This window comes from Trichocoleus sp. FACHB-40 (assembly GCF_014695915.1).
Taxonomy (GTDB): Bacteria; Cyanobacteriota; Cyanobacteriia; order Cyanobacteriales; family FACHB-T130; genus Funiculus; species Funiculus sociatus.
In genome coordinates, this window is sequence record NZ_JACJPF010000036.1 from 42,574 (window position 1) to 66,390 (window position 23,817).

Sequence of the window (23,817 nt, forward strand, 5' to 3'; positions counted from 1 at the left end):
AAAAGAAAGCGATCGCAATGACTTACAACGTAATCTATGACGGCAATTGCAATCTCTGCGTTACTCTGGTGCAATTTCTGGAAAACTTAGACAAGGGACAGTTGTTTCAATACATCCCGATGCAAGACAAAGAGGCTTTGAGTCACTTTGGAATTACACCCCAAGACTGCGAAATGGGGATGATTTTGATTGATGGTGAGCAAAGTGAGAGACGATGGCAGGGAAGCGATGCAGCTGAAGAGATTGGGCGTTTGTTACCGATGGGTAGCGCGTTCGTGGATGCTTATCGCGCTTTACCTGGGGTGAAATGGATGGGCGATCGCACTTACGAACAAATGCGCGACAACCGTTACACTATCTTTGGTAAGCGTGCTTCTACCTATCACTCTTCTTATCCGGCTGCTTGTACGGGTAGTTGCTCTTAATCTGTCTCGCCGCCGTTGAACAATTCAAATATCTGTCGGCAAAAGTGTTTTAGCTTTTCTCCCACCTCAGCTGCTGGCTGGGTTTCCCCGACAAACTGCCACTCCTCAACGGTGGAAAGTCGCCACTGTTTGCCTTTATGGTCAAATCCCGCCGCTTCTACGCCGATGACCCGGCGATCTCCGGTTAGGGGATCTTCGTAAAAACGAATCTGCACTAGAATGCTGCGACTTTGAAATAATCGACTTCTACCTGGAAAATGAAAGCCGATATCGATGGAATCCGGATCTACTAATTCTCTAGTATCCGGATCATTTGCCCACGGTTTTAAGTCTGCCTTAGCATCAGGAAACTCAGACTTATACAGATTGACAACAGCAGCAATCTTACTAGCGACTTGTATATTTGTGGCTTGTTCAGCTGCGTTCACTTAGTTCTCTGTGTTGTTTTGGGGTTTTAATATATCAGGATGTTCCTTCGGAAGCAACCTTTGGTGCATCCTTCTTTAAGTTTAATTATTAAATCGATGCAAAATGGTAACTTGTTATACTATGCGATTTCCCCCTCTGGATGTATACTTAGATAATGGAAATATGTGCATTTTTTCGAAAAACAAATAGATTTTTATTATTAAGAAATAGGGTATAAATAAATATTACCACGATACTAAACAAAGGAGAGAAAAAAATCGCATATTTTGGATAATATGTGAACTTTATAATTTTAAATAAAATCCTTGCATCGATTCGACTTGCCTGTAGATCGCGTTGGGCGGTAAGCTCTTTCCAACCGGAAAATGTGCAGGCAAAGATAGTGTCAACGAACGAGCAATTAATTAAAGTAGGTTCGCTGGAGTGGTTTTATCGGGAAGAGAATCCGCTTGGGAGGACGGATAGACTGCCAGTGGTGCTGCTGCACGGGTTGCCGTCGCAGAGTTACAGTTGGAGTGGGGTAATGCCCGCTTTAGCAGAGAAAGGATATAGAGCGATCGCGCCCGACTGGATTGGTTTTGGCTTCTCGGCAAAACCCGACAAGCGAGACTTTGCCTATACACCCGATGCTTTTATTAACGCCCTAGAAGAATTTATCAAAAATCTGGAAATTGAGCAATTTTCCCTGGTAGTCCAGGGATTTTTGGGTTCTGTCGGTCTACAGTATGCCTTGCGTCATCCAGAGCAAATCGAACGCTTGGCAATCCTCAACGCGCCAGTATCAACCACCGCCAAGTTACCCTGGAAAATCCAACAACTAGGTTTGCCTTTGGTCGGTGATATGATGACCCAAGACCCCCTCTTAGTGGACAGAACCCTAGAAGGTGGAAGCGGTTACAGGATAGAAGACAAAGATTTAGACATTTACCGCCGTCCCTTCCTCAAAAGTTCTGATGCGGGGCGGAGCCTTCTTTACACCGTGCGGAATCTCCAGCTAAAGGAGTCAATGGCAGAAATTGAATCCGGCTTTGGTAGCTGGACGCAGCCTACTCTGATAGCCTGGGGAACGGCAGATCCTTGGCTACCCTTGAGCCAAGCGCAAAGCTTCGCCAGTTCCATTCAGGATGCCAAACTGACGAAAATGGAAGAAGTGGGGCATTATCCGCAAGAGCATTGGTCAGTAAAGGTAAGTGATGCACTTTTAAGCTTTCTTCGCCGCTAATATTTTTAAGGACGCTTAATTGAGAGGTTGATTGCAAAAAGAATGCTAAAAGCACGTTTTCGGTCTATTTTGGCTTTGATGCTGGCACTGGTAGCCACATTCACGATCAGTTGCAGTAGTGTAACTGCCGCAACAAAAACGGCTCCCAAGTACACCCCTGCTCAGATCGAGCAGATTCAGCAGTATGTTCCAGCGCTTGAGGAATTTCGCGCTCGCATGAGTGAACTGCAAACCATGATCCAACAACGGCGATGGGTAGATGTAGGTACGTTCATTCATGGGCCCCTCGGAGAATTGCGGCTAAGCATGAACCGTGTGGCGGCGAACCTGTCCCCCCAGGACAAAGAGGCGGCGCGGGAAGCAGCAAAAGATATCTATAGCGATCTCGTAAGGATTGACCAAGCTGCTAAAGAGGCGAATTCTCAGAAAGCCGTGAGTAACTTCCGATCTGTATTGCAGGAGTTTGATGCTTTCTTGAATTTAATTCCCAAAGCCTAAAAAAAAGGCAAAAGGCGATCCCCCTGCCCCCCTTAAAAAGGGGGAGGTAAAAGGTAAAATAAAGAATTCTTATTTTTTGCCTTTTGCCTTTTGCCTTAATTGAAATGAGTCATGTAGTCATAATCGGGTGCGGTGTTGTTGGGGCTGCGATCGCTTATGAACTGAGTCAAATTTCAGGGCTAAGCGTGACAGTTTTGGATAAACAACAACCCGCCCAAGCCTCCACAGGAGCGGCACTGGGCGTTTTAATGGGCGTTATCAGCCGCAAACTTAAAGGCAATGCCTGGAAAATGCGGCAAAGTAGCATCCAGCGCTATGAAACTCTAATTCCAGAGTTAGAGGCACTTACAGGACGGCAGATTCCCTTTAATAAACAGGGAATTATCATGCTTTGTTTTGAAGGAGAAGATTTAGCTAATTGGGAAAAATTGGTAGAAATTCGCTCTTCTCAAGGCTGGAATCTGGAAATTTGGGATGCTGCCAAACTACAGTCAAACTGTCCTCAACTGAGTAAAGATAAAATTATCGGCGCTATCTATTCACCCCAAGATCGACAACTCGATCCAACTGCTTTAACTTTAGCTTTGGTTGACGGTGCAGAACGTAACGGCGTTAACTTCAAATTTGGTGTCACTGTTTTGGAGAATGAATTAACAAGTAATGGTGTTTGCCAGCCGATTCAAACAACATCTGGAAAGTTAGATTGTGATTGGCTAATTATAGCCGCTGGTTTAGGTTCAACTCCCCTCACGGCATCTTTAAAAGAGTCTATTGATATTAAACCAGTGTTGGGACAAGCGTTGCATCTGCGGCTGGCGCAGCCTTTGGGTAATCCAGACTTTCAGCCCGTAATTACTGGCGATGATGTTCATATAGTGCCATGCGGCCCAGGAGAATATTGGGTAGGTGCTACTGTTGAATTTCCCCCAGATGCGGGTGATGTCGTGGCTTCTGGTGCAATGCTGGAGAAGGTTTTGGAGGATGCGTTAGTATTTTGCCCGCCTTTATCCACAGCCACCATCATCAGAACTTGGTCAGGCTTGCGCCCTCGCCCTGAAGGTCGCCCCGCACCCATCATCGGTCATCTCCCCGGTTACAGCAACGTCCTTCTCGCCACCGGACACTATCGCAACGGTGTCTTACTCGCACCCGCAACCGCAATAGCAATTCGAGAATTAATCTCGTTTAATAGCTAAACTAAAAAGTCACTTATTTAGTAATTTGTAAGTTGAGTTTCACTATCGTTAAACCCAACAACTCACGCTTGTTTACACCAATATTGGATGAGTTTCCACTAAGCAAACCTACGATTTGTTATATATTATGAAATGTAAACAAGATAGAAAAACCTTTTATCCCTAGCTACAAATATGACAGACAAACTCCTTGGTAAACCCCGTCCCTTGTGGCAAGTGATACTCTTCTCCGTCGCCACGCTGATGCTGTACTACGGCTGGTACAAATGGATTATTCAAGAAGAGTTGCGCCGCTACAACGGGTTTGGGTGGTCGGGAACGTTGTGTTTATCGCCTTTTGTCTTGGGGGTAGCAATTCCGCAGCTTTTATGGATATTCGATCCTGATGTTCCGGGGTGGTTTGGTTGGTTTTCCTTAGTCGGTATTGCCTGGATTTACATTGTGCAATTCAAGCTTTATAGAACTGTAAACGAACTTTATCGCCAAGCTGGAATGAAAGAACCGCTTGTGGTTTGGTGGATTTTTATACCAGGTTTTAATTTAATTGTCGGCTTGAGACAAATTCATTTCTTAAGCGAGTATTGGGCAATAAAACAGGGGATAGATGTTAAAGATCCCCTTGCTGAAAATATTCCACTTCTTTCAGCGAATGCTTAACAGATACAGCTTTAATAATTGTCCAATAATACAGACCTAACCCCTACCCCTTCCCAGAATCGGGAAGGAGAAAAGCCCCTCTCCTACAAGGAGAGGGGTTGGGGAGAGGTTAATAATCCTATCTATTGGATGAAACTTAACCGGGAATATAAGGACGTTCGCCATCTTGAAAGCGTCGCCAAGATGTTTTTAAAGCGCTAGGAGCAGGATAATTAGTGTCATAAACGACAATTACATTTGTGAGGTTCCGTCCAGCCGGAAGTAAAATTTTACCGTTATGGGCTAAAGCTTCTGAAGCACCGCCATCCAAATTCATTGCTTCAACACAGCCAATTGCCTTCATGATTTCGGCTTCTTGTTGCAATGTTAAACTAGCCAGAAAGCTAATTAAAAATAGTTGTTTTCTATTGGCTGGAAAACCAATAGCGGTGCGATAGCCTTTATTTAAAACATTGGGGTCAGAGAACCCTTCTGATAATGGGGAAAGCCAGATTTTTCCATCCCTGATTAGTCTTGGCCCACAAGTAAGAGAAAACCAGTGTTGATCCCAATTTGGTTTACCTTGCGATCGCGCTGTAATCATTTCTAGTTGATTACCCGCTTTAATCCCCAAAGTAGTCCCATAATTTTCCCAACGGCTGTATTTCAGAAACTTGCCGCCAGCTACAATATTACCCATAACCACCTTTTTTTCATTTTTACTAAAAAAGGTGCCGTTAGCAACCACTGCGGCCTTCTGACGCGCCACCAGCTTTGCAAAAGGTTCATCTCCAGTGGTTGCAGTTTGAGTGTTAGCATAAGTAGCATTATTAGCTAACCCAATGGTCAGAAAAATTTCCGGGTCGCTGAGGTCAATTGTGGTTTGATAAAAATACACTCCGGCGACAGTTTTTTTAGTAACTTTTACAGGTTTTCCTTTTAAATTCGGGGTAGGAGTTGGTTTAGGTGTAGAAGTAGGTTTTGGTGTAGGCGTACTACTGGGTAAAGGCGCTGATGTGGCAATAGCTTGGGGTATAGGCTGTTGAGTTACGTCTTGTTGAGACTTTTCCCAGAGAGCGATCGCTTTCTCCCATAATTGACCAAGAAAATTGATAAATTTGCTGCGATTTTGAGCAATTGAAAAGAATTCGGTTAAGACTTTTGCTAGTGCTAGACCTATTAAAAATAGGAAAGTGCGCCGCAACATTTTACGGCAGCCATTTGGTTGTTTGCGCTCTGGCATACTCAGCTAGTTATGTCTATCTATTGATATCAAAAGATACATTTAGGTAAGTAGGGTGAGCAATAAACACGCTACCGCTATCCTTATAGAATCAGCAATAGCTTAAGCTATTCCGGAGGCGATTGTAAAGTTGATAATGTATCAGGCAAAGCCATAAGAATTTGCTTTAATTCTGCTTCCTGAATGTGCTTAACTGCTTGTTTAACACTAAGCCACTCTCGCTTTCTTAACTTAGCTTCCGGCCAATCTTCCAGTACCGTTTCGACTTGTAACAAAAAGGTCTCAACTCGACAAGTACGCCCCCACTTTTGATAGTCGTAAGTACCCATTGTTGTAGGCAGTACCTGACCAATAACTCCAGCTTCTTCCCAGGCTTCCTTTGCTGCCGAATCTTGCGGTGACATCATAAACTCAATCATTCCTTTGGGAATCACCCAACGTTTCCCTGTCGAAGAAGTAATTAACAAAACTTCGATTTTACCGTTTTTGATCCGGTATGGAATTACCCCCGATTGCTCAATAACTCCGGCTGATTTTGAAATCATACGTCTAATTTTTTTTATTATTTTTTCCAGCGTATTGCTCCCTATATTTGTTAGGTATTAGTTAGTTAGTAAGGTGGGCAATGCCCACCCTACCTTATGTTAAATGTCAACTGCTATGTCCAGAGAACGCACTAAGAAAGCCCACTTGTCTGCAACTTCTTCAATAATTTTAGCTGTTGGCTTCCCAGCACCATGTCCCGCTTTAGTCTCAATTCTAATTAACACCGGATTTTTACCCGCGTGTGCCTCTTGCAAAGCAGCAGCAAACTTGAAACTGTGGGCAGGCACGACGCGATCGTCGTGATCGGCTGTTGTGATCATCGTAGCTGGATAGGACGTTTCACTTTTTAGATTGTGCAGCGGCGAATAAGCATAAAGCGCCTTAAACTCATCTGGGTTTTCCGCAGAACCATACTCAGAACACCAAGCCCAGCCAATCGTAAACTTATGGAAGCGCAACATATCCATCACGCCGACAGCAGGCAATGCCGCACCAAATAAATCCGGGCGTTGTGTCAAACAAGCACCCACCAATAATCCCCCATTACTGCCGCCGCCGATAGCTAGTTTTGCAGGCTTTGTGTACTTATTAGAAATCAGCCACTCGGCTGCGGTGATGAAATCATCAAAAACATTTTGTTTATTTAGCTTCGTTCCTGCCTGGTGCCATTCCTCACCATATTCACCGCCACCGCGCAGATTGGGAATCGCATAAATTCCACCCATTTCCAGCCAGATCAAACTCCCAACAGAAAAGCTTGGTGTTAGAGAGACATTGAAACCACCGTAGCCATAAAGATATGTTGGGTTATTTCCATCCAGTTGCAACCCTTTTTTGTGGGTGATAAACATAGGCACTTGGGTGCCATCTTTGCTGCTGTAAAATACCTGATTTGTCTCGTAATCGGCGGGATTGAAATCAACCTTGGGTTGGCGGAAAATTGTACTTTCTCCGCTTACCATGTCGTAGTGATAGATAGTTGCTGGTGTGGTAAAGCTGGTGAAACTGTAGAAGGTTTCCGTGTCGTAGCGCTTGCCGCTAAAACCACCAGCAGAACCAATTCCCGGTAATTCGACTTCCCGGACAAATGCGCCATTTAGGTCGAAAATTTTAACTTGTGTGTGGGCATCTTTTAGATAATCAACCACAAATTGATTATTTAGCAGTCCGACACTTTCAAGGACTTCATCTGTCTGAGGGATAATTTCTTGCCATTGCGATCGCGCTGGGTTTTTGGTATCAATAGCAATAACACGACCGCGTGGCGCATCCAGATCAGTGCGGAACCAGAACACATCACCATCATTGTCGATAAAGCTATAGTTAGCCTCAAACTCGTTAATAAGTTCTACTACCTCAGCATTTGGATTTGCCAAATCCTTGTAGAAAATCAAATTTTTCGGGTCAGTTCCTAACCAAACGCTGATAATTAGGTAACGTCCGTCCTCGGTTACGCCACCGCTGAATCCCCATTCCTTTTGATCCGGGCGATGATAGATCAGGATATCTTCTGACTGTGGTTTACCTAACTGGTGGTAGTAGAGTTTTTGGTAATAATTAACGTCTTCTAATTTTGTTACTTCGTTGGGTTCATCGTAGCGACTGTAGAAAAACCCTTGATTGTCTTTAGTCCAAGATGCGCCAGAGAATTTAATCCATTTGAGATGATCTGATATGTCTTCGCCTGTTTCAATGTCGCGTACTTTCCACTCTTGCCAGTCGGAACCAGAGGTAGATAAACCATAGGCCATCAGTTTAGCGTCTTCGCTAATGGAAACACCAGACAACGCGACTGTGCCATCTTCTGAAAGCTTATTGGGATCGAGTAAAACTTTTGGTTCAGCGTCGAGGGAAATTAAAGTGTATAAGACGCTTTGATTTTGTAAACCATCGTTTTTGAAATAGAAGTAGCGAAGTGCGCGATCGCCTTCTTTAAAAGGAATACTAAATTTCTCATAATCCCACAATTGGGTTAGCCGTTGCTTAATCTTTTCGCGGACTGTAATTTCATTTAAGTATTCAAAAGTGACTTGGTTTTGTGCTTCCACCCAAGCCTTTGTTTCGTCTGAGTCTGGATCTTCCAGCCATCGGTAAGGATCTTCTACTTTTGTACCGTGATAGTCATCAACTTGATCGACTTTTTGGCTAGTTGGGTAGGCTAGGGGTTTATCTGAATATGACATAGGGTTAGACTTTAGGCAACACTGTCCAGTCTAGCGTCAGATTTACTCTATGTTCACGCGCCCTAGATTATTGGTTTCACAGCAGCCCTAATTCTGTCAAAATTTGCTTAGTTAGCTGGATTCGTTTTTTCATGAGTGCTTCTGTAGAAGTAGCTTCTAGGTTAGTAGCAAAGAAATAAACATTGTCTTCTCTTTCTAAATAACCAACAAACCAACCTAAAGCTTTTCCATTAACTACCCCACTTAAACCTGTTTTCCCACTAAATTTGTAAGAATTAGTTTTTTCTAAAACCAGAATATCTTTGACAATATCAGTTGTGCGCTTGGATACAGATAATTCTTCATTGTAGAACTTCTTTAAGAATTCCACTTCTTCATTGGGCGATATTTCCAAGGAACTGCCAAGCCAAAACTGGTCGATTGGCCCAGAAATATCTTCATTTCCATACTGAAATTGCTGGAGATATTTGTTATATTTTTCCTTGCCTACTTGTTTAGCAATGTCTTGATAGTACCAGACAACCGAGTATTTTATTCCTGAACGAAGGTTGGTATCCTGTTGCCACTCGGCAGGCCACCATGCCTCAGATGGATGCTTGTCACTAGCGTAAGGAGTTATAACATTTTCGTCTTTAACAACACCAGTTTCTAAGGCAATTAATGCGTTAGGAATCTTAAAGGTCGAGTGGGGGCTAAATCTTTGGCGACAGCGCGATTCATTGTATCGAATATACTTATTATTCTTGAGATCGTATAGAACAAAAGCACCCTCAGTATCTTTAAAAAGTGCATTTAAAACTGATTCGTTAGCATTACTTACGGGAATGGCGTTAGTTAGAGGAATATGATTTACTATAAATACGAATGATAGAGAAAGTATAAATAATACAAATGCTGACAAGAGTTTGGAAGTTTTCATTTTTAAGAAATTGGCGATCTGTTTACTTCAATACAACCTCATAAGCTTATCAGGTGTACGGGTTAATTTTGTTGAGCCAAAATGCCATCATTTTTAAGTGATGTCCAAAAGATGCGATTTTAACTGATGTCCAAAAGATGCGATCGCGTCCTTTTTCTCATAACCAATATAAAAATGCAGGCAATATGTAGAGACGTATACAACGTCTCTACATATTGCCCATACTTTCTTAAGCGTTGCTATTGATACTCAGCAAGACCTCACCTTTAATCATTCGCTGCGCTGCATCGAGAAGCACCTCTTCCAAATAAGGCTTGGTAAAGTAACCCTTAGCTCCGAATTGAGCTGCCATTTGCTGGTGCTTGCTAGCGCCGCGAGAGGTCAGCATTGCCACTGGCAGATGGCTAAGTGTGGGGTCTTTCTGAATCCGCGAGAGCAGCTCCAGACCGTCCATGCGGGGCATTTCAATGTCACAGAAGACAATCTCGCAAGGTAGACCAGAGCGGAGCTTATCCCAGGCTTCCTGACCGTCGCGGGCTTGTTCCACGCGGTATCCCGCCTTGTTGAAGGTCATAGAGAGCAGTTCGCGCACCGTAATCGAGTCATCCACAATCAAGACCATCGGATCGGTCTTAACCTCTGGAACTTCCACAGGCGCAGGAACACCACTCTTATCCCACAGAGACACGCCACGGTCTTTTCCGATTCGTCCCGTTGCTAAGTCAATCAGCTCTAGAACGTCGGCAATAGGCATAATCCGACCATCCCCCAGGACAGTAGCACCAGCAACGCCAAGGGGCTTGGGTACGGGGCCTTCCAGTTGCTTAATTACAATTTCCTGCTCGCCTAACACCTGATCGACCTGGACGGCAATGTAGTTGCCAGAACTGCGTAGCACTACAACCGAAATCATATCGTCGTCCCGTTTGCCGCCGTAAACGTTGCCTCGACTGAGGTGACGATTGTATGTCAGCAATTCACTAAGAGGTTGGAAGGGCATTAATGAATCGCGCCAGTAGATACAGGTCTGACCTTCAGCGTTAGTTTGGATGCGTTCTTGAGGCACATCCAGCATATCTTCCACCCCATCCATTGGAAAGGCAATGCGCGTTCTGTCGATCAAGCAGCAGAGGGCTTTACAGATACTTAAGGTGAGGGGTAGGCGGACGGTAAAGGTGGTTCCCTTGCCCAACGTGGAGTCTGTGTTAATGACACCGCGAATTTCGGTCAAGTTTTCCCGAACTACGTTCATCCCAATACCACGACCTGCGAATTCGTCTTCTTTGTCTTTGGTAGTAAAACCGGGGTGGAACAGCAGATCGTACACATCCAAGCGGGTCATGGTTGTGGCTTGATCTGGGGTAATCAAACCCTTTTCAATCGCTTTGCTTTTCACCCTTTCGGCATCAACACCTGCTCCATCATCAGATACAGAAATCACGGTTTGGTTGCCTTGGTGGAAAGCGCGGATGGTAATCCGACCTACGGGCGGTTTACCAGCAGCTTTACGCACTTCTGGGGTTTCAATACCGTGGGTAATGGCATTGTTAATCAGGTGCGTCATCGGGTCGGAGAGGTGTTCTAGGATCACTTTGTCGAGCAAGGTTTCCCGACCTTCGATGTGCAGTTCTGCTTGCTTGCCACAACGGATAGAAATGTCGCGCACGGCACGGGGTAAGCGATCGGCTGTATTGGCAAAAGGCACCATTCGACTTCGCGTCAGCCCTTCTTGCAGCTGAGAGGTTATCTGCCGGAGCATCCGAGCCACCTGATCGGTTTCATCGACCAGGAATTCGATGTCAGCAGCCGACTCTCGGACTCGGACAATCAGCTCAATGATTTCCTGGGATAAGGTGTGGAAAGGCGTAAACAAATCGAGTTCTAGCTCACCCAAACCAAATCGGCTATTTGGGGGGGTATTATCTTGGGATTGGGAATCGCGATCGCCGCGTGGGTTGAACCGATTACCCTGACGGCTGGCGAGGAGGGAGCTTTCCAGAAGCGATCGCTCATACCGATCCTGCATTCTCGCACCCACATCGCTGAGTTGCTGTACCTGGTGCAGTAAGTTATCCAAGAATTGCCGCAGGCGTTCTTGATCCTGCTCCAAGGTGTTGCGGTTCACGACCAATTCCCCAACCAGGTTGCTGAGGTTATCCAGATGTTTGACTGGCACCCGCATTGTTTGCTCGAACACCTTAATTTGGCGGGTACGATTCACCGGGCGAACTGGACTAGAGCTGGTTTTCGCACTCCTTGGTACGCCCATTGTCTCCTCAGCTTGCCCCAGCAGTATCTCCAAATCCCCAAATTCATCATCAATAGTGTTGCTTGCGGGTGCAGCGCTCTTGGATGCCTGCTTCGCTTTGGGAGTAATGGCCTGCGGTTCATCTCCTAGTAAGGCTTCCAGGTCAGCAAACTCATCGAGTATATCTGCTGATGCCGTCTCCTGTTCACCCAGCAAGGAATCTAACTCGTCAAACTCATTGTTTAGTACCAGGTCAGGGGTTATTTGATCCCCGATTGCATCCTCACCCAGCAAGGAATCTAACTCGTCAAACTCATCTGCTCCCAAAAATTCGGCGGTTGATACCTTGTCTTCTTCAAAAGACAGAGAGTTAAAATCAGCGGTGCTTAGTCCTTCAGTCGTTTCAGAAGTCTCAATCTCATTTTCTTCTTCTGCTGTCAAGCCCCAAAGAGCTTCTATCTGATTCAGCTGATTTGTAGCGATCGCTAAATCTTGTGAAGGCATCTGGGCAGTAAACAGATCCTCCTCAAAATCTAGCATATCTCCGATTTCGGCTGGCTCAACACCTAACAAATCCGCTTGGGTCAAGTCCGCATCTTCAGGCACGGCTGCTGACAGCATATCCCAGTCTGCATCCAGTTCACTGCCCAACAAATTGTCTGCATCCAAATCCAGCGCCTCATTAGTTGCAGACACATCCTCACCGAACATATCTTCCAGACTTTCGGTGGGTGACATTGCTGCTGGTGAGATATCCCACTCGGCGTTCATGTCGTCGCTGGCAAACAAATCTTCAGTAGTTCCAGACAAATCCTCACCGAACATATCGTCCAGATTTTCGAGTTCCAGCGATTGAGTAGTTACAGACAAATCCTCACCAAACATATCGCCCAGATTTTCGGCTTCAACTAGAGGTGTGGCTGACAAATCCTCACCGAACATATCGTCCATTTGGGTGGGTGTGGCTGACAAATCCTCACCGAACATATCGTCCATTTGGGTGGGTGTGGCTGACAAATCCTCACCGAACATATCGTCCATTTCGGCGGCTGCTGGCATTGAAGACATATCCCACTCAGCGTTCATGTCGTCGCTGGCAAACAAACCTGACTCTGATAGTTCCAGCCCCTCAGTAGTTCCAGATAAATCCTCACCGAACATATCGTCCATTTCGGCTGGTGTGGCTGACAAATCCTCACCGAACATATTGTCCATTTCGGCGGCTGCTGGCATTGAAGACATATCCCACTCAGCGTTCATGTCCATGTCGTCGCTGGCAAACAAACCTGACTCTGATAGTTCCAGCGCCTCAGTAGTTCCAGACAAATCCTCACCGAACATATCGTCCATTTCGGCTGGTGTGGCTGACAAATCCTCACCGAACATATTGTCCAGATTTTCGAGTTCCAGCGCTTGAGTAGTTCCCGATAAATCCTCACCGAACATATTGTCCAGATTTTCGGCTGGTGTGGCTGACAAATCCTCACCAAACATATCGTCCATTTCGGCGGCTGCTGGCATTGAAGACATATCCCACTCAGCGTTCATGTCCATGTCGTCGCTGGCAAACAAACCTGACTCTGATAGTTCCAGCGCCTCAGTAGTTCCAGACAAATCCTCACCGAACATATTGTCCATTTCGGTAGGCATTGCTGACAAATCCTCACCGAACATATCGTCCAGATTGTCGAGTTCCAGGGCTTGAGTAGTTGCAGACAAATTCTCACCGAACATATCGTCCATTTCGGCTTCGGCTGCTGGTATTGCTGACAAATCCTCACCGAACATATTGTCCAGATTGTCGAGTTCCAGCGCTTGAGTAGTTGCAGACAAATCCTCACCAAACATATTGTCCATTTCGGTGGGTGTGGCTGACAAATCCTCACCGAAAATATTGTCCATTTCGGCTTCGACTGGTGCCATTGAAGACATATCCCACTCAGCGTTCATGTCGTCGCTGGCAAACAAACCTGACTCTGATAGTTCCAGCGCCTCACTAGTTCCAGACAAATCCTCACCGAACATATTGTCCATTTCGGTAGGTGTGGCTGACAAATCTTCACCAAACATATCGTCCATTTCGGCGGCTGCTGGCATTGCAGACAAATCCTCACCGAACATATTGTCCATTTCGGCTGGTGTGGCTGACAAATCCTCACCGAACATATCGTCCAGATTGTCGAGTTCCAGCGCTTGAGTAGTTCCAGACAAATCCTCACCGAACATATCGTCCATTTCGGCTTCGGCTGCTGGCATTGCAGACAAATCCTCACCGAACATATTGTCCATTTCGGCTTCGACTGGTGGTGTGGCTGACAAATCCTCACCGAACATATCGTCCATTTCGGCTTCGACTGGTGCCATTAAAGACATATCCTCACCGAACATATCGTCCATTTCGGCTTCGACTGGTGCCATTAAAGACATATCCCACTCAGCGTTCATGTCATCGCTGGCAAACAAACCTGACTCTGATAGTTCCAACGCCTCAGTAGTTCCAGATAAATCCTCACCGAACATATTGTCCATTTCGGCTGGTGTTGCAGACAAATCCTCACCGAACATATTGTCCAGATTTTCGGCTTCGACTGGTGCCATTGAAGACATATCCCACTCAGCGTTCATGTCGTCGCTGGCAAATAAATCCTCATCTGATAGTTCCAGTGCCTCAGTAGTTGCTGACAAATCCTCACCGAACATCGACTCGATGTTTTCGGCTTCTATTGGTGGCACGGTTGCTGAGGGAATTTCCCAGTCTGGGTCAGTTTCAGTAGATAACAGGTTTTGTTCATTCCAATCCAACGCATCTGTACTTGAAGATGGTTCGGTATCAAACACAACCAGGCTATTTTCTGCGTCATCAAAAACTGATGATTCTAAAGACGTGTCGGCTCTATTAAATAAGTCATCGGAGGATGGAAGGGTTGCTGACTCACTTAAGTTTGTGTCAAACAGTTCAGTGATATTCTCGTCTTGGGTAGTATCAAAAGCATCCTCATCTGTATTTGCTTCGGATAGGTTAAAGCCCGTTAAGTCTAGGCTGCTATCCCAGTCAGAAGTTTCAGTTGCTTCTGGTTCTTCACTAAAGAAGTTATCCAGTGGTGTATGGGGGGTTTCTTCGTTGAGTTCGGTGAAGTCTAAGTTCAGCGGTTCGTCTAGATATTCGTTAACATTTTCCTCTGGTGTCGCGCTTTCGGCTGCACTATCCCAATCCATGTTGAAGGGACTGGGGTGAGGACTGTCTAAATCAAGCAATTCCAGTGCATCTGTTGTGGTTGCTGTTTCTGAGGTTTCAGAGAGTGCAAATGGATCGCCTGCTGCCCATTCACTGGGTATTTCCAGATTATCTAAAGCTGATAATGGATCTTCAAGCTGAGTTTGATTAAATTCCTGGCTGTTTGGATCTTCGTCTGCTGAGGTTGATTCTGATAGAACTGGGTTGTCGATTGTATCCCACGCCAAGTCGGCTGCTGACCCGTTTTCTGTGTCTGCTGGATTGGTGTCTTCAGTATTGGAAGTGAAGGGCCAGTTAAAGTCAAGGTTCACATCATTTACAGCATTGGTTTCGCTAGAAGCGATCGCATCCTCATCTGGCATAGCTTCGCCTACCCCATCCAAACCAAACGCTTCTAGTTCCTCTGCGGTACTTCCATTTTCCTCTAGCCAAAGGTCGCCGTTTTCGTCTAACACCAGTTCTTCTAAAACATTCTGACTCTCTGGTGTAGCAACTGGCGTTTCAAACAAATTCAAGTTGCTAAAGTCTGGTTCTTCTTCCCAACCAGCATCTGTCGTCCAACTTTCGTCATTTGCCATCATACCGCCGTTCAAATTGTCGCTCAAAGCGGCATCGGCATTTAGCTCATCGGCAAACATTGAATCTGACCAATCTTCAGGAGAATTGGTCAAAGATGGCTCTGTTTCTGAAACACCATCAAGTATTTGCAAATCTTCACTCGACCAGTCCGCAGTCCAGTCATCTGCTGGTTCTGTGGTGGACATCACTGGTTGAGTGTCCCAATCTTCTAGTTCGTTGTCGGAAGTTTCTCCTGTCAATTCAAAGTCGAACGACTCCAGTGAATCAGGTGCTGCATCGAAAATAGATTCATTTTCGTCGGTATCTGTACCCACAGCATTCCCATCCTCGCCAAATGATTCTTCCAAGTCTGCCGCTGCTACAGCCATTTCCACATTGTCAGCAGCCAGAATGACAACCAAATCTTCATCACTCAGTTCGGTTGCTTCTGTGGCTGTTGTTGCGATTTCTGGTGAATCGGATTCTTCCTCGTCTATGAAATTATCGTCCCAGAGACTGCTTAAATCTTCTGATGTCGTATTGAGCGAACTATCGTCCTCAAATAGCATATCGGCAAAGCCATCATCAACCGATTGGAGAGAAGGTTGCTCATCTACTGTTGCTTCGTCTACAAAGTCTTCGCCAAATAAATTGGTTAATTCGTCTCCCCCTGTGGCTGTGGCGGAGGGTTTTGCTACTCCACTTAATGAATCGCCCAAAAGATCGGAAAAATCATCGAAAGAATCGCCTTCTTCGTCAAAATCGCTTTCCCCGTGACGCTCATTTACCAGGTCATGACCAACATCGCTGAGGACTTCTTCTTCTTGCCAGGTTTCATCTAGTTCCGGACTTTCGCCTTCAAAGAGGTCTGCGAGGCTGTTGAGTTCTGCCATCCCGACTTCTGGCCCGCTGGGGTCGGCGCGGTGGGTGGCTGATTCTTTACTCCGACCTTTGTTATTAGCTGGCTCAAAGAACATATTATCTACGTCTGGCGAAAGGGCTTGTTCCTGCCAAGAAGTAGCGCCAGAGGACACGGAGGCAACGATTTCTTCTTGGATTGGCGTATCGGCGTAGCGATCGCCATCAATGGCCGCGTGATGATTGTGGAGATTTCCCGCCTCTACTGCCAATACGGTGCGATCGCTTGTCTGGTGTGCTGGCTCAAAAGTAGCGATCGCTCCGTGGAGATAGTTGTCTGCTTCGTGAGTTTCACCAGTCGCGACTACAGCAGTTAACGGTATCAGTGCTTTTAGCTGGGAACTTGGCTCTATTGATGTTTCCCGACCTGCCAACACCAGTTCTTGAGCTTGTTTTATCTCTTTAATAACGACGCTGGCAAGAGTGCGATAGGAATTTTCTGGATTAGCGATCGCGCTTCCCGTTGTCCGAATCAACTGCGACCATTTTGGCAACTCAAATTGCTCGCCCAAAAGCTCTAAACTGCCGCAGATTTCCTGAAGTTTTTCCCTACACCTGGCAGAGTCCGGCTGCTTAAATAACTGCAACATCTCCCGCAGCTGGCTCAGCACATCGCTTGTAAATACGCTTTTTTGCGCCTGCCCATCTCGAACGCTGCTCCCAGCGTACTGTGCAGACATTACCATTGGTGTCTCAGCCTTAGTGCCGTTAGCCGCCTCTAAAGCCATGCCGCCAGCCCCGCCTACCAGCAACGCCATGTGCTGGTTTAGTTCCTCAAATACAGGCTCCACCCCTGACATGATGCTGTTGGCAATATCTTCCGTCAGACCGAACGGGCCGCTTAGTTGCTCTATCAGTTCCTTGAGAGTATCAGAAACTCGCAAAAACAGGGACTCCAGCTTTTGGTCAATCTTCACCGGACACTCTTTGAGAATTTTAAAAGAGTCTTCTAAGCGGTGGGAGGCTTTCTGAATGCTATTGAGTCCTAGCATTGCCGCCCCTCCTTTAACCGAATGGGCGGCGCGGAATACTTCATTTACCATTTCCGGGTCTTCAATCGTGCTTTGCAGATTCATCAAACCCTGTTCAATGGTGTTGAGGTGGTCTTTAGCCTCCTCAATAAAGTAGCCCATGATTCGCTGTTGTTGTTCCGGCTGCATAGCAGTGTCCCTATCAGTGCTGAGTGCTGAGTGCGTAGCACAGGTGTCTCGCCTGTGTGTCCTGATGATTGCTGAGTGCTGTCTCTTGAGTAGATTGCTTTTAATGTACCCAATCTACTCAAAATCGACATCACCAGTCATTAGCCATTAGCCGTTAGTCAGTCTTCAGGCAAGATTTTTCAACTTCTTGAAACGAAGTCATGTTTTAACAACTTTCCCACCTTCCAACCTGACAACGCCAACTGACCCTTATTTTCCCTCGGTAGCTTCGATGCGGAAGCGTTCCACGGAAGTCAGCAAATCTCGCGCCACGCCGACCAGATTTTGCAGCGCATTTGACACCCTCTGAGCTTCCTGTGAAGTTTCTTGCGCGGTCAGTTCCACCGACTGCATCACCTGAGCCACAGCAGAAGAAGTTTCTGTCTGTTCCACAGTGTCAGCGGTAATCGAACGCACTAGCGCATCAATGCGATTTGACACCTGAATGATGTCTTCTAAACTGCGCTTTGCCTGTTCTGCCCGTTTAGTTCCCTCAATTACCTGCTGGGTGCCTTCTTCCATTGCCGTCATCACCGAACCCGTTTCCTGTTGGATTTGTATCACGATCTGCTCAATTTCCTTAAGAGCTTTCGCGGCTCGGTCTGCCAGTTGTCGCACTTCATCTGCCACCACCGCGAAGCCGCGACCTGCTTCGCCAGCCCGTGCTGCCTCAATACTGGCATTTAACGCCAAGAGGTTAGTACGGGAGGCAATTCCGGAAATCAAGGCGACGATCTTGGAAATTTCCTGGGAAGATTCCGCAAGTCTCTTGACTTTTCGAGTTGTTTCTGCTACTGTTTCCCGGATTTGCAGAATACCAGCAACAGTTCTTTCCACCGACTCACCACCCCGGAGGGCGGTAGCAGAGGCGGCACGGGCAACATCTTCAGCTTCTCGCGCATTCTCCGCAACGCGCTGAATCGATCCGGTCATCACCTGAACTGAGTTCAGAGTTACTGCCAACTCTTCTGCCTGACGCAACGCATCACTTGACAGACTACGGGCGAAAGATTCGCTATCAGTAGCATTTTTACTAACTTGTCGCGCTGCCATTTTCACCTGCTGCACAATTTCCCGCAGGTTTTGAATTGTCAGGTTAAACGAGTCGGCAACCGCTCCCAACACGTCGGCGGTGACTTCTGCTTGTACGGTGAGATCCCCACGAGCAGCACCTTCCACGTCATCCAACAGTCGAATAACTTGCCGTTGTAAGTCTTCTTTGGCTTGCTCTTGCTCTTCGGCTTTACGTTGGGATTCTGATGTGGTAATCAGGATAACGCGAGACATTTGGTTAAAGCCAGCGGCTAGGGTGCCAAATTCGTCTTCTGTGTAGACAGTAGCTTGAGCGTTAAAATTGCCACTTGAAACTGATTCAAATTGGTTTTGCAGGTCTTCAGTGGCTCTTTTAATTTGTTGAGTTGTGATTCGCCCTAAAGCTAAAGTTGTGCCAAAGCTAGCGGCACCTGCAAAGAGAGTCATGACCCAGCCAGTGCTGCGGAGATGGTTAACAATGGGGCCTTTGTTGGCTTGGGGAGAGGCGTTGGCGGAGATTTGGCTAACTACGGCGACGACGATGGCGGAAACTACTCCTGCGATCGCAGCTGCAATCAGCGGTTTTCTTTTTAAAGGAGCATTTTCATAGAAAGCAAGCGGCCCTTGCTCAACGGTAACGTTTGCCTCAGCTCTAGTAACATCTGGGGAAAAATGCGGTACTTGTTCGCTAGTTCCAGTGAAGGTGAAATTTTCATCATCCTGAACGCTAGTACCCAGATCGCCAGCTTGTCCAGATGGAATTCGCTTATCTACTTTCCGGACAAAATCTTTGGGCGAAGATCGCCGGGAAATTCCACTCAAGTCTGAATTTCCCGAAGTGAATCCTTGACTATTGCCTTCACGTTGCAGATCGAAATCCGGAATACTAGCTAAATCATCGCCAAAATCACCAAATTCGTCTAAAAAGTCGCTGCTACTTGTATGTAGTCCGCTACTACTGGGAGTATCTGATGAAAGTGAATCCAGCGAGTCATAGTTAATTGCTTCGTCAAAAGCCTCAAAATCAAAATGCTCTTGAGCGCTGTTGCCGTTTTGGTCTGAGTGAGATACAAAAGTTACGTCTTCATGGTAAGGATGAGTCTCAAACGACCGATTTCGGGAGCCTATCGAGTCACTTATCGTTCCATACGGTTCAGTGTCGTCTGTGGAACCCAGGCTATCATATCCAAAACTGTCGTCTGGAGTTAGATCGTTTTCCAGCTCTTTTGCCCTCATTAAAAGAGTTTCATCTTCAAGAGGGAAGCGCTCGAAATTGTTTGTTTCTAGAGAGTCAGCAGCATTTGGAAGTTCATATGTCGAACTTTGACTAATATCGAATGTGTCATCACCCGTAAATTCATCATTCGGCAGTTCATCAAATTCACTAAAGGCATCGATAGGAAACAAAGCCGGATTGTTGGATGCTACCGGATCGTCCAAATCATTTTCAGACCACGATTGTACAAACGGATCGTGATAGCTTGCTGGTGTCTCCGGAGTTGAATTCTCAAAAGCCTGATTACCAAAAGGATCAGCCTCTGGGTAAGCCTCTATATCTTGAAAATCTCCGGAGTCAAAATCATCTAGAGAGCCGAAATTTTCCGTCTCCATGTCTGAAGCTGGCGAGGAATTCCATGCCTCGTTAGGGTCTGGATCTTCCAGAGAATTCCAGGACCCTATTCCTTCAGGAATATAATTGTCACCATCCGCGAATTCTTCGTGGTTGCCTGACTCATACGTTTCAACTGGCGGATTAGACTCTACACCAACTGATTCCGAGTAGTTTTGACAAGAAACAGCGTATTCTATTCCATTGTTGGCACAATCAATAAATTCTGCATTGTCAGTAAGGCTAGGCACCAACTCATATTGTTCCCGTGCGATGTCATACTGCCGTAACCCATAACAGTAAATATGACCTTTCAGGATTCGAGCATTCGGATCATCCGGATAATGTTCGACCAAGCGATCGATAATAGTAGCCGCCTCTTCGTAGTTACCCAGAGTGTATGCCGAAAAGGCGTGTTGATATTCTTGTGAGTAATCGGTACTTGATTTCATTTGCCTTCCCCAGCTAAAGAAGTAAAAAGTAAAAAGTAAAAAGTAAAAAGTAAAAATCAAGAAAAAAAGAAATATAAAACTGCAAAAAAGTTTTTTCTTTTGCCTTTTGCCTTTTTACTTTTGCCTTTTCATGCCGCCCACCGCGCTGAGCGAACAATTGCCACTTGGTCTAACAATCTCAGAAACTGATTGCTGGCTTCATCTAACAACCACTCGCCTCGCAAAAAAGGCGCCATACTGTCTGGAACGTTGGTTAGCATTTGCACCTGATCGATATCAAGCCAGTCCATCCCTACAATACGGTCAACAGCTAAACCTAACATAGTGTCCTGGTCTTCAACCGCAATCACCGGAATTTCCGGTTTATCTGTATTCAAAGGTTGGGAATCCCCTAAAAATTGACCCAAATCTGCCACCCAAATCACTTGTCCGCGCCAGTTTAGTGTTCCCAATAGTAAGGGAGAAGCATTGGGAATGGGAGTAATCCTGTCTGGTGACGAGGAAATCACTTCGCGGATTCCACTTGCTCCCAAGGCAAACTCATTACCTGAAGGAACGTAGAAACGCAAATGTAATTCGCCTTCAGGACTCTCTAGTTCCTGAAAATCCGGTGAGTGATCTTGACCGCTGCTTGTTAAAAAGTCTGGATTGCCTACCATCCCATCTCCTCTAATTAAAAATCAAAAATTAAAAATGAAGAAAAAGTTTTTAAGTTTTCATCTTTAATTTTTAATTGATTTTTAGCCTCGTAGCAGCTGTTTTACCGTACCAATCAGCTCGGTTGGCTGAAAAGGTTTGGCTATGTAAGCATCTGCACCTTGTTTCATGCCCCAATAGCGGTCAAATTCTTCTCCTTTCGAGGAACACATTACCACTGGAACATTCTGAGTTTTTGGGTCAGCTTTGAGCCGACGGCAAACCTCATAACCATTCATTCGAGGCATAACAATATCCAATACCACCAAATCGGGGCAAGACTTGAGAATTTGTTCCAAGGCTTCTACGCCATCAGTGGCAATTGTAACTGTCAACCCACTTCCTTTTAGGAGGTCTGAGATCATTGCCCGTTGGGCGGGACTGTCTTCTACAACCAGAACTACACTCATAACTCTCTACCTCCCTGTCTGCCGGTTCAAACATGAACGCTCACGACTCACGCTTGGTTCACCCCTAGACCTTCTAATAATTCAAGTATCCCATCTAACTTTAGACTCATGCCGGGGCTAAGTTTACAGATATACCGATTTGCTCCGGCGCTGATGACTCCAGTGGTGTCTGTAGTCGATAGTCTGTAGTTCACTGTCCCTAGTCCATAGTCTATTCCTAGATTAATCATTAACTAAGCCTAAGCCCCAAGCCGGGACAATTTTTTAGTAGAAGCGGAGGGAAAAAATTCTCTTTGCCCTCTGCTGTGTGTTTCTTTACCCGGCCCGTACATCTGTTTGTTCTATCTCGCGATCTAAGCTGGAAGGGTAGGTGCTGTCGGGGAGTATAACTTCCTTTTCGCCTGGGCCAATGTATTTTTCTAGTAGCATCAATAACTCACTTTCTCCAAACGGCTTGGTTAGGTAGTCAGTTGCTCCTACCATTCGCGCTCTAACGCGGTCGATAAATCCATCTTTGCCTGTCAGCATGACGATGGGCGTTTGCCGAAAAGCTGTTGACTTGCGGAGCATGGCACAAATTTCATATCCGTCTAGTTCTGGCATTGCTAGGTCGCAGAGGATCAGGTCGGGTTTGAGTTGGAAGACGAGACTAAGGGCTTGCAGGGGATTGTTAATCGCAACTGCTTCGTAACCCTGTTGATTTAGGGTATATTCAACTGCTTTTCCTATGGCAACGTCATCTTCAATACAGACAACGCGAGGAACTTGGGTTTCTTGGGTTGGATCAGGTTTTAATCCTACGCCTACTTTGGTACGGGGGGGTTTGAAACCTGCTCCTATGGTTTCGTCGTTCGTGGAATTTAGTAGTTGTACCCAGCCTTGTTGTACATAAGGATAGATCGCTCTAGCTACGGTTAAGATATCGCGGTTCAAGTATCGGGATAGCTGGCGCAGGGATGTTTTTCCGTCTAGCTGACGCTCTAGGGTGTTAAAGGCAGTGTGCGGGAGGGCGTTGCCTAAAGCGGCGGGATCTGTAATTACTGGGCATTGGTCAGGGGACTGGATGTGGGGATGAAACTGTTTCCACTCCTGCACCTGCTTCATAATTTTGGTGACTAGCGGGGCAATTTCTAGGGTGGTTAGTTGGGGTGCTAGTGCTGGCCCGATGTCGAAGATGAAAGCTCCTTGGTGGAGGCCCAAAAGGTCGAAGAGGGTTTCGTGTACCATGCTGCGGATGATACTGCGCCCTTGTGCTGGTGTGAGGATATGATTTTCGAGCATTGCCCACAGGTAGCCGTACTCTGGGGCGTTTATGGAATCAATTGCAGGGACTTCTAGGTTGTTGAGGGCGGTGTCGGCTCGGTAGCGACGCAGGTAATCGCGCAGGCGCGATAGGCTGAGAGTGCCATCGCTAGCATAAGCTATTTGCCCGTTGTGGAAGAAAACGAACCAGAAGGGACCTGGTTCTTTTAGTTTGGCTTCGCGTCCCGGCATATTACGCGATCGCGCTCCTGCACTCTCAGAGGCACCAGAGCCAGAATGGCTGTATGCCTCTACAAATAATTCCCCTGTTCGCTGACCTAATTCGATCAGTTGCAGGATGCTGCGTATATCAATTTCATTTAACGTTCCCTGCATGTAATGAAAACGCTCTCCTAATTACCGTTTTAAGAAAAAAGTTAATGCTGTATTCGGGGGAAGTGTTGATTTAATTGGCCATGTCTGCTATAAAATTCTTTACAATTATGCCCTTTTTCTTTTGGCAACGGATTGAACCAGATAATACAGTACCAGGGATCGTTCTGCTGGGGAGGTGAAAATGCTTAGCCTGAATCTGGATTCGTACCAAGACGAATGCTTTAGAGATTGCTTCTGATGAAGGTAAGCTCAACGGAAAATGAAACTATCTGACATACAGTGTTGAGATTGGACGGGTTTTCAAGTTAGATATTAAATAAACAGAAAATCGAAATATATTTAGTTTAATTTAAGTCTTGACGGCGCTGCCAATACGGGCTGATTCATCGGGTTTTTCCACAGGAAACTGACCACCACTCATAATGGCTAAGAGCGGGGTGTCAATTACTCTCTTTCTAAGCCTTGTGGGTTGCCACTCCCACAACAGGGACACAAAAGGTTAGGATCTCGATTGTATTAGCCTTA

17 protein-coding genes are annotated in these 23,817 nt (G+C 46.0%); 5 read left to right on the forward strand and 12 right to left on the reverse strand.

The genetic code is table 11. From position 1 onward, the window contains the following. Positions 1-17 precede the first annotated feature (17 nt). Complete coding sequence (locus H6F63_RS04785; RefSeq protein ID WP_190635331.1) at positions 18-425, forward strand: DCC1-like thiol-disulfide oxidoreductase family protein; 408 nt, start codon at positions 18-20, stop codon at positions 423-425. On the opposite strand, the gene H6F63_RS04790 is transcribed toward H6F63_RS04785, so the two are convergent. Then, positions 422-853, reverse strand: a complete 432-nt coding sequence (locus H6F63_RS04790; RefSeq protein ID WP_190420632.1) for a hypothetical protein — start codon at positions 851-853, stop codon at positions 422-424. The two genes, H6F63_RS04785 and H6F63_RS04790, sit on opposite strands and share 4 nt — an antisense overlap. Positions 854-1,236: 383 nt before the next feature. On the opposite strand from H6F63_RS04790, the gene H6F63_RS04795 reads away from it, so the two are divergent. From H6F63_RS04795 to H6F63_RS04810, 4 genes are all read left to right on the forward strand, one after another. After that, positions 1,237-2,076 carry an alpha/beta fold hydrolase gene (locus H6F63_RS04795; RefSeq protein WP_190635599.1) on the forward strand — a complete coding sequence of 280 codons (840 nt, stop codon included), beginning with the start codon at positions 1,237-1,239 and terminating at the stop codon, positions 2,074-2,076. A gap of 42 nt (positions 2,077-2,118) precedes the next feature. After that, positions 2,119-2,574, forward strand: coding sequence for a photosystem II protein PsbQ (gene psbQ / locus H6F63_RS04800; protein WP_190635333.1), 456 nt, complete (start codon positions 2,119-2,121; stop codon positions 2,572-2,574). Between the two features lie 104 nt (positions 2,575-2,678). Then, on the forward strand, positions 2,679-3,770 hold the full coding sequence (locus tag H6F63_RS04805; protein ID WP_190635335.1) for an FAD-dependent oxidoreductase: 1,092 nt from the start codon (positions 2,679-2,681) through the stop codon (positions 3,768-3,770). A 174-nt stretch (positions 3,771-3,944) separates the two neighbouring features. After that, positions 3,945-4,427 carry a hypothetical protein gene (locus H6F63_RS04810; RefSeq protein WP_190635337.1) on the forward strand — a complete coding sequence of 161 codons (483 nt, stop codon included), beginning with the start codon at positions 3,945-3,947 and terminating at the stop codon, positions 4,425-4,427. A gap of 136 nt (positions 4,428-4,563) precedes the next feature. On the opposite strand, the gene H6F63_RS04815 is transcribed toward H6F63_RS04810, so the two are convergent. The 11 genes from H6F63_RS04815 to H6F63_RS04870 all read right to left on the reverse strand — a co-directional run bounded on the left by H6F63_RS04815 (position 4,564) and on the right by H6F63_RS04870 (position 23,785). Then, positions 4,564-5,649, reverse strand: a complete 1,086-nt coding sequence (locus H6F63_RS04815) for a phosphodiester glycosidase family protein (RefSeq protein ID WP_190635338.1) — start codon at positions 5,647-5,649, stop codon at positions 4,564-4,566. Positions 5,650-5,756: 107 nt separating this feature from the next. Next, positions 5,757-6,194 carry an NUDIX hydrolase gene (locus H6F63_RS04820; protein ID WP_190635340.1) on the reverse strand — a complete coding sequence of 146 codons (438 nt, stop codon included), beginning with the start codon at positions 6,192-6,194 and terminating at the stop codon, positions 5,757-5,759. Positions 6,195-6,293: 99 nt separating this feature from the next. Next, positions 6,294-8,378, reverse strand: coding sequence for a prolyl oligopeptidase family serine peptidase (locus H6F63_RS04825; protein ID WP_190635342.1), 2,085 nt, complete (start codon positions 8,376-8,378; stop codon positions 6,294-6,296). A 76-nt stretch (positions 8,379-8,454) separates the two neighbouring features. Continuing rightward, positions 8,455-9,297, reverse strand: a complete 843-nt coding sequence (blaOXA, locus tag H6F63_RS04830; RefSeq protein WP_190635344.1) for a class D beta-lactamase — start codon at positions 9,295-9,297, stop codon at positions 8,455-8,457. 229 nt (positions 9,298-9,526) lie between these two features. After that, complete coding sequence (locus H6F63_RS29255) at positions 9,527-17,416, reverse strand: response regulator (RefSeq protein WP_199297685.1); 7,890 nt, start codon at positions 17,414-17,416, stop codon at positions 9,527-9,529. Between the two features lie 249 nt (positions 17,417-17,665). Beyond that, positions 17,666-20,548, reverse strand: coding sequence for a methyl-accepting chemotaxis protein (locus tag H6F63_RS04845; RefSeq protein ID WP_190635345.1), 2,883 nt, complete (start codon positions 20,546-20,548; stop codon positions 17,666-17,668). A 128-nt stretch (positions 20,549-20,676) separates the two neighbouring features. Next, positions 20,677-21,207 carry a chemotaxis protein CheW gene (locus tag H6F63_RS04850; protein ID WP_190420615.1) on the reverse strand — a complete coding sequence of 177 codons (531 nt, stop codon included), beginning with the start codon at positions 21,205-21,207 and terminating at the stop codon, positions 20,677-20,679. 81 nt (positions 21,208-21,288) lie between these two features. Beyond that, positions 21,289-21,654 (reverse strand): response regulator, encoded by a 366-nt coding sequence (locus tag H6F63_RS04855; protein WP_190414517.1) that lies wholly within the window; start codon positions 21,652-21,654, stop codon positions 21,289-21,291. A gap of 47 nt (positions 21,655-21,701) precedes the next feature. Further along, complete coding sequence (locus H6F63_RS04860; RefSeq protein WP_190635347.1) at positions 21,702-21,884, reverse strand: hypothetical protein; 183 nt, start codon at positions 21,882-21,884, stop codon at positions 21,702-21,704. Positions 21,885-21,969: 85 nt separating this feature from the next. Next, positions 21,970-23,292, reverse strand: a complete 1,323-nt coding sequence (locus tag H6F63_RS04865) for a response regulator (protein ID WP_190635349.1) — start codon at positions 23,290-23,292, stop codon at positions 21,970-21,972. 349 nt (positions 23,293-23,641) lie between these two features. After that, positions 23,642-23,785, reverse strand: a complete 144-nt coding sequence (locus tag H6F63_RS04870; RefSeq protein ID WP_190635351.1) for a hypothetical protein — start codon at positions 23,783-23,785, stop codon at positions 23,642-23,644. Positions 23,786-23,817: the final 32 nt, after the last annotated feature.

Bases quoted from the DNA above. Each gene is read 5' to 3' on its own strand.
- H6F63_RS04785 (WP_190635331.1), top strand. From the start codon at position 18: ATGACTTACAACGTAATCTATGACGGCAATTGCAATCTCTGCGTTACT.
- psbQ (WP_190635333.1), top strand. From the start codon at position 2,119: ATGCTAAAAGCACGTTTTCGGTCTATTTTGGCTTTGATGCTGGCACTG.
- H6F63_RS04805 (WP_190635335.1), top strand. From the start codon at position 2,679: ATGAGTCATGTAGTCATAATCGGGTGCGGTGTTGTTGGGGCTGCGATC.
- H6F63_RS04810 (WP_190635337.1), top strand. From the start codon at position 3,945: ATGACAGACAAACTCCTTGGTAAACCCCGTCCCTTGTGGCAAGTGATA.
- H6F63_RS04815 (WP_190635338.1), bottom strand. From the start codon at position 5,649: ATGCCAGAGCGCAAACAACCAAATGGCTGCCGTAAAATGTTGCGGCGC.
- H6F63_RS04820 (WP_190635340.1), bottom strand. From the start codon at position 6,194: ATGATTTCAAAATCAGCCGGAGTTATTGAGCAATCGGGGGTAATTCCA.
- H6F63_RS04825 (WP_190635342.1), bottom strand. From the start codon at position 8,378: ATGTCATATTCAGATAAACCCCTAGCCTACCCAACTAGCCAAAAAGTC.
- blaOXA (WP_190635344.1), bottom strand. From the start codon at position 9,297: ATGAAAACTTCCAAACTCTTGTCAGCATTTGTATTATTTATACTTTCT.
- H6F63_RS29255 (WP_199297685.1), bottom strand. From the start codon at position 17,416: ATGCAGCCGGAACAACAACAGCGAATCATGGGCTACTTTATTGAGGAG.
- H6F63_RS04845 (WP_190635345.1), bottom strand. From the start codon at position 20,548: ATGAAATCAAGTACCGATTACTCACAAGAATATCAACACGCCTTTTCG.
- H6F63_RS04850 (WP_190420615.1), bottom strand. From the start codon at position 21,207: ATGGTAGGCAATCCAGACTTTTTAACAAGCAGCGGTCAAGATCACTCA.
- H6F63_RS04855 (WP_190414517.1), bottom strand. From the start codon at position 21,654: ATGAGTGTAGTTCTGGTTGTAGAAGACAGTCCCGCCCAACGGGCAATG.
- H6F63_RS04860 (WP_190635347.1), bottom strand. From the start codon at position 21,884: ATGATTAATCTAGGAATAGACTATGGACTAGGGACAGTGAACTACAGA.
- H6F63_RS04865 (WP_190635349.1), bottom strand. From the start codon at position 23,292: ATGCAGGGAACGTTAAATGAAATTGATATACGCAGCATCCTGCAACTG.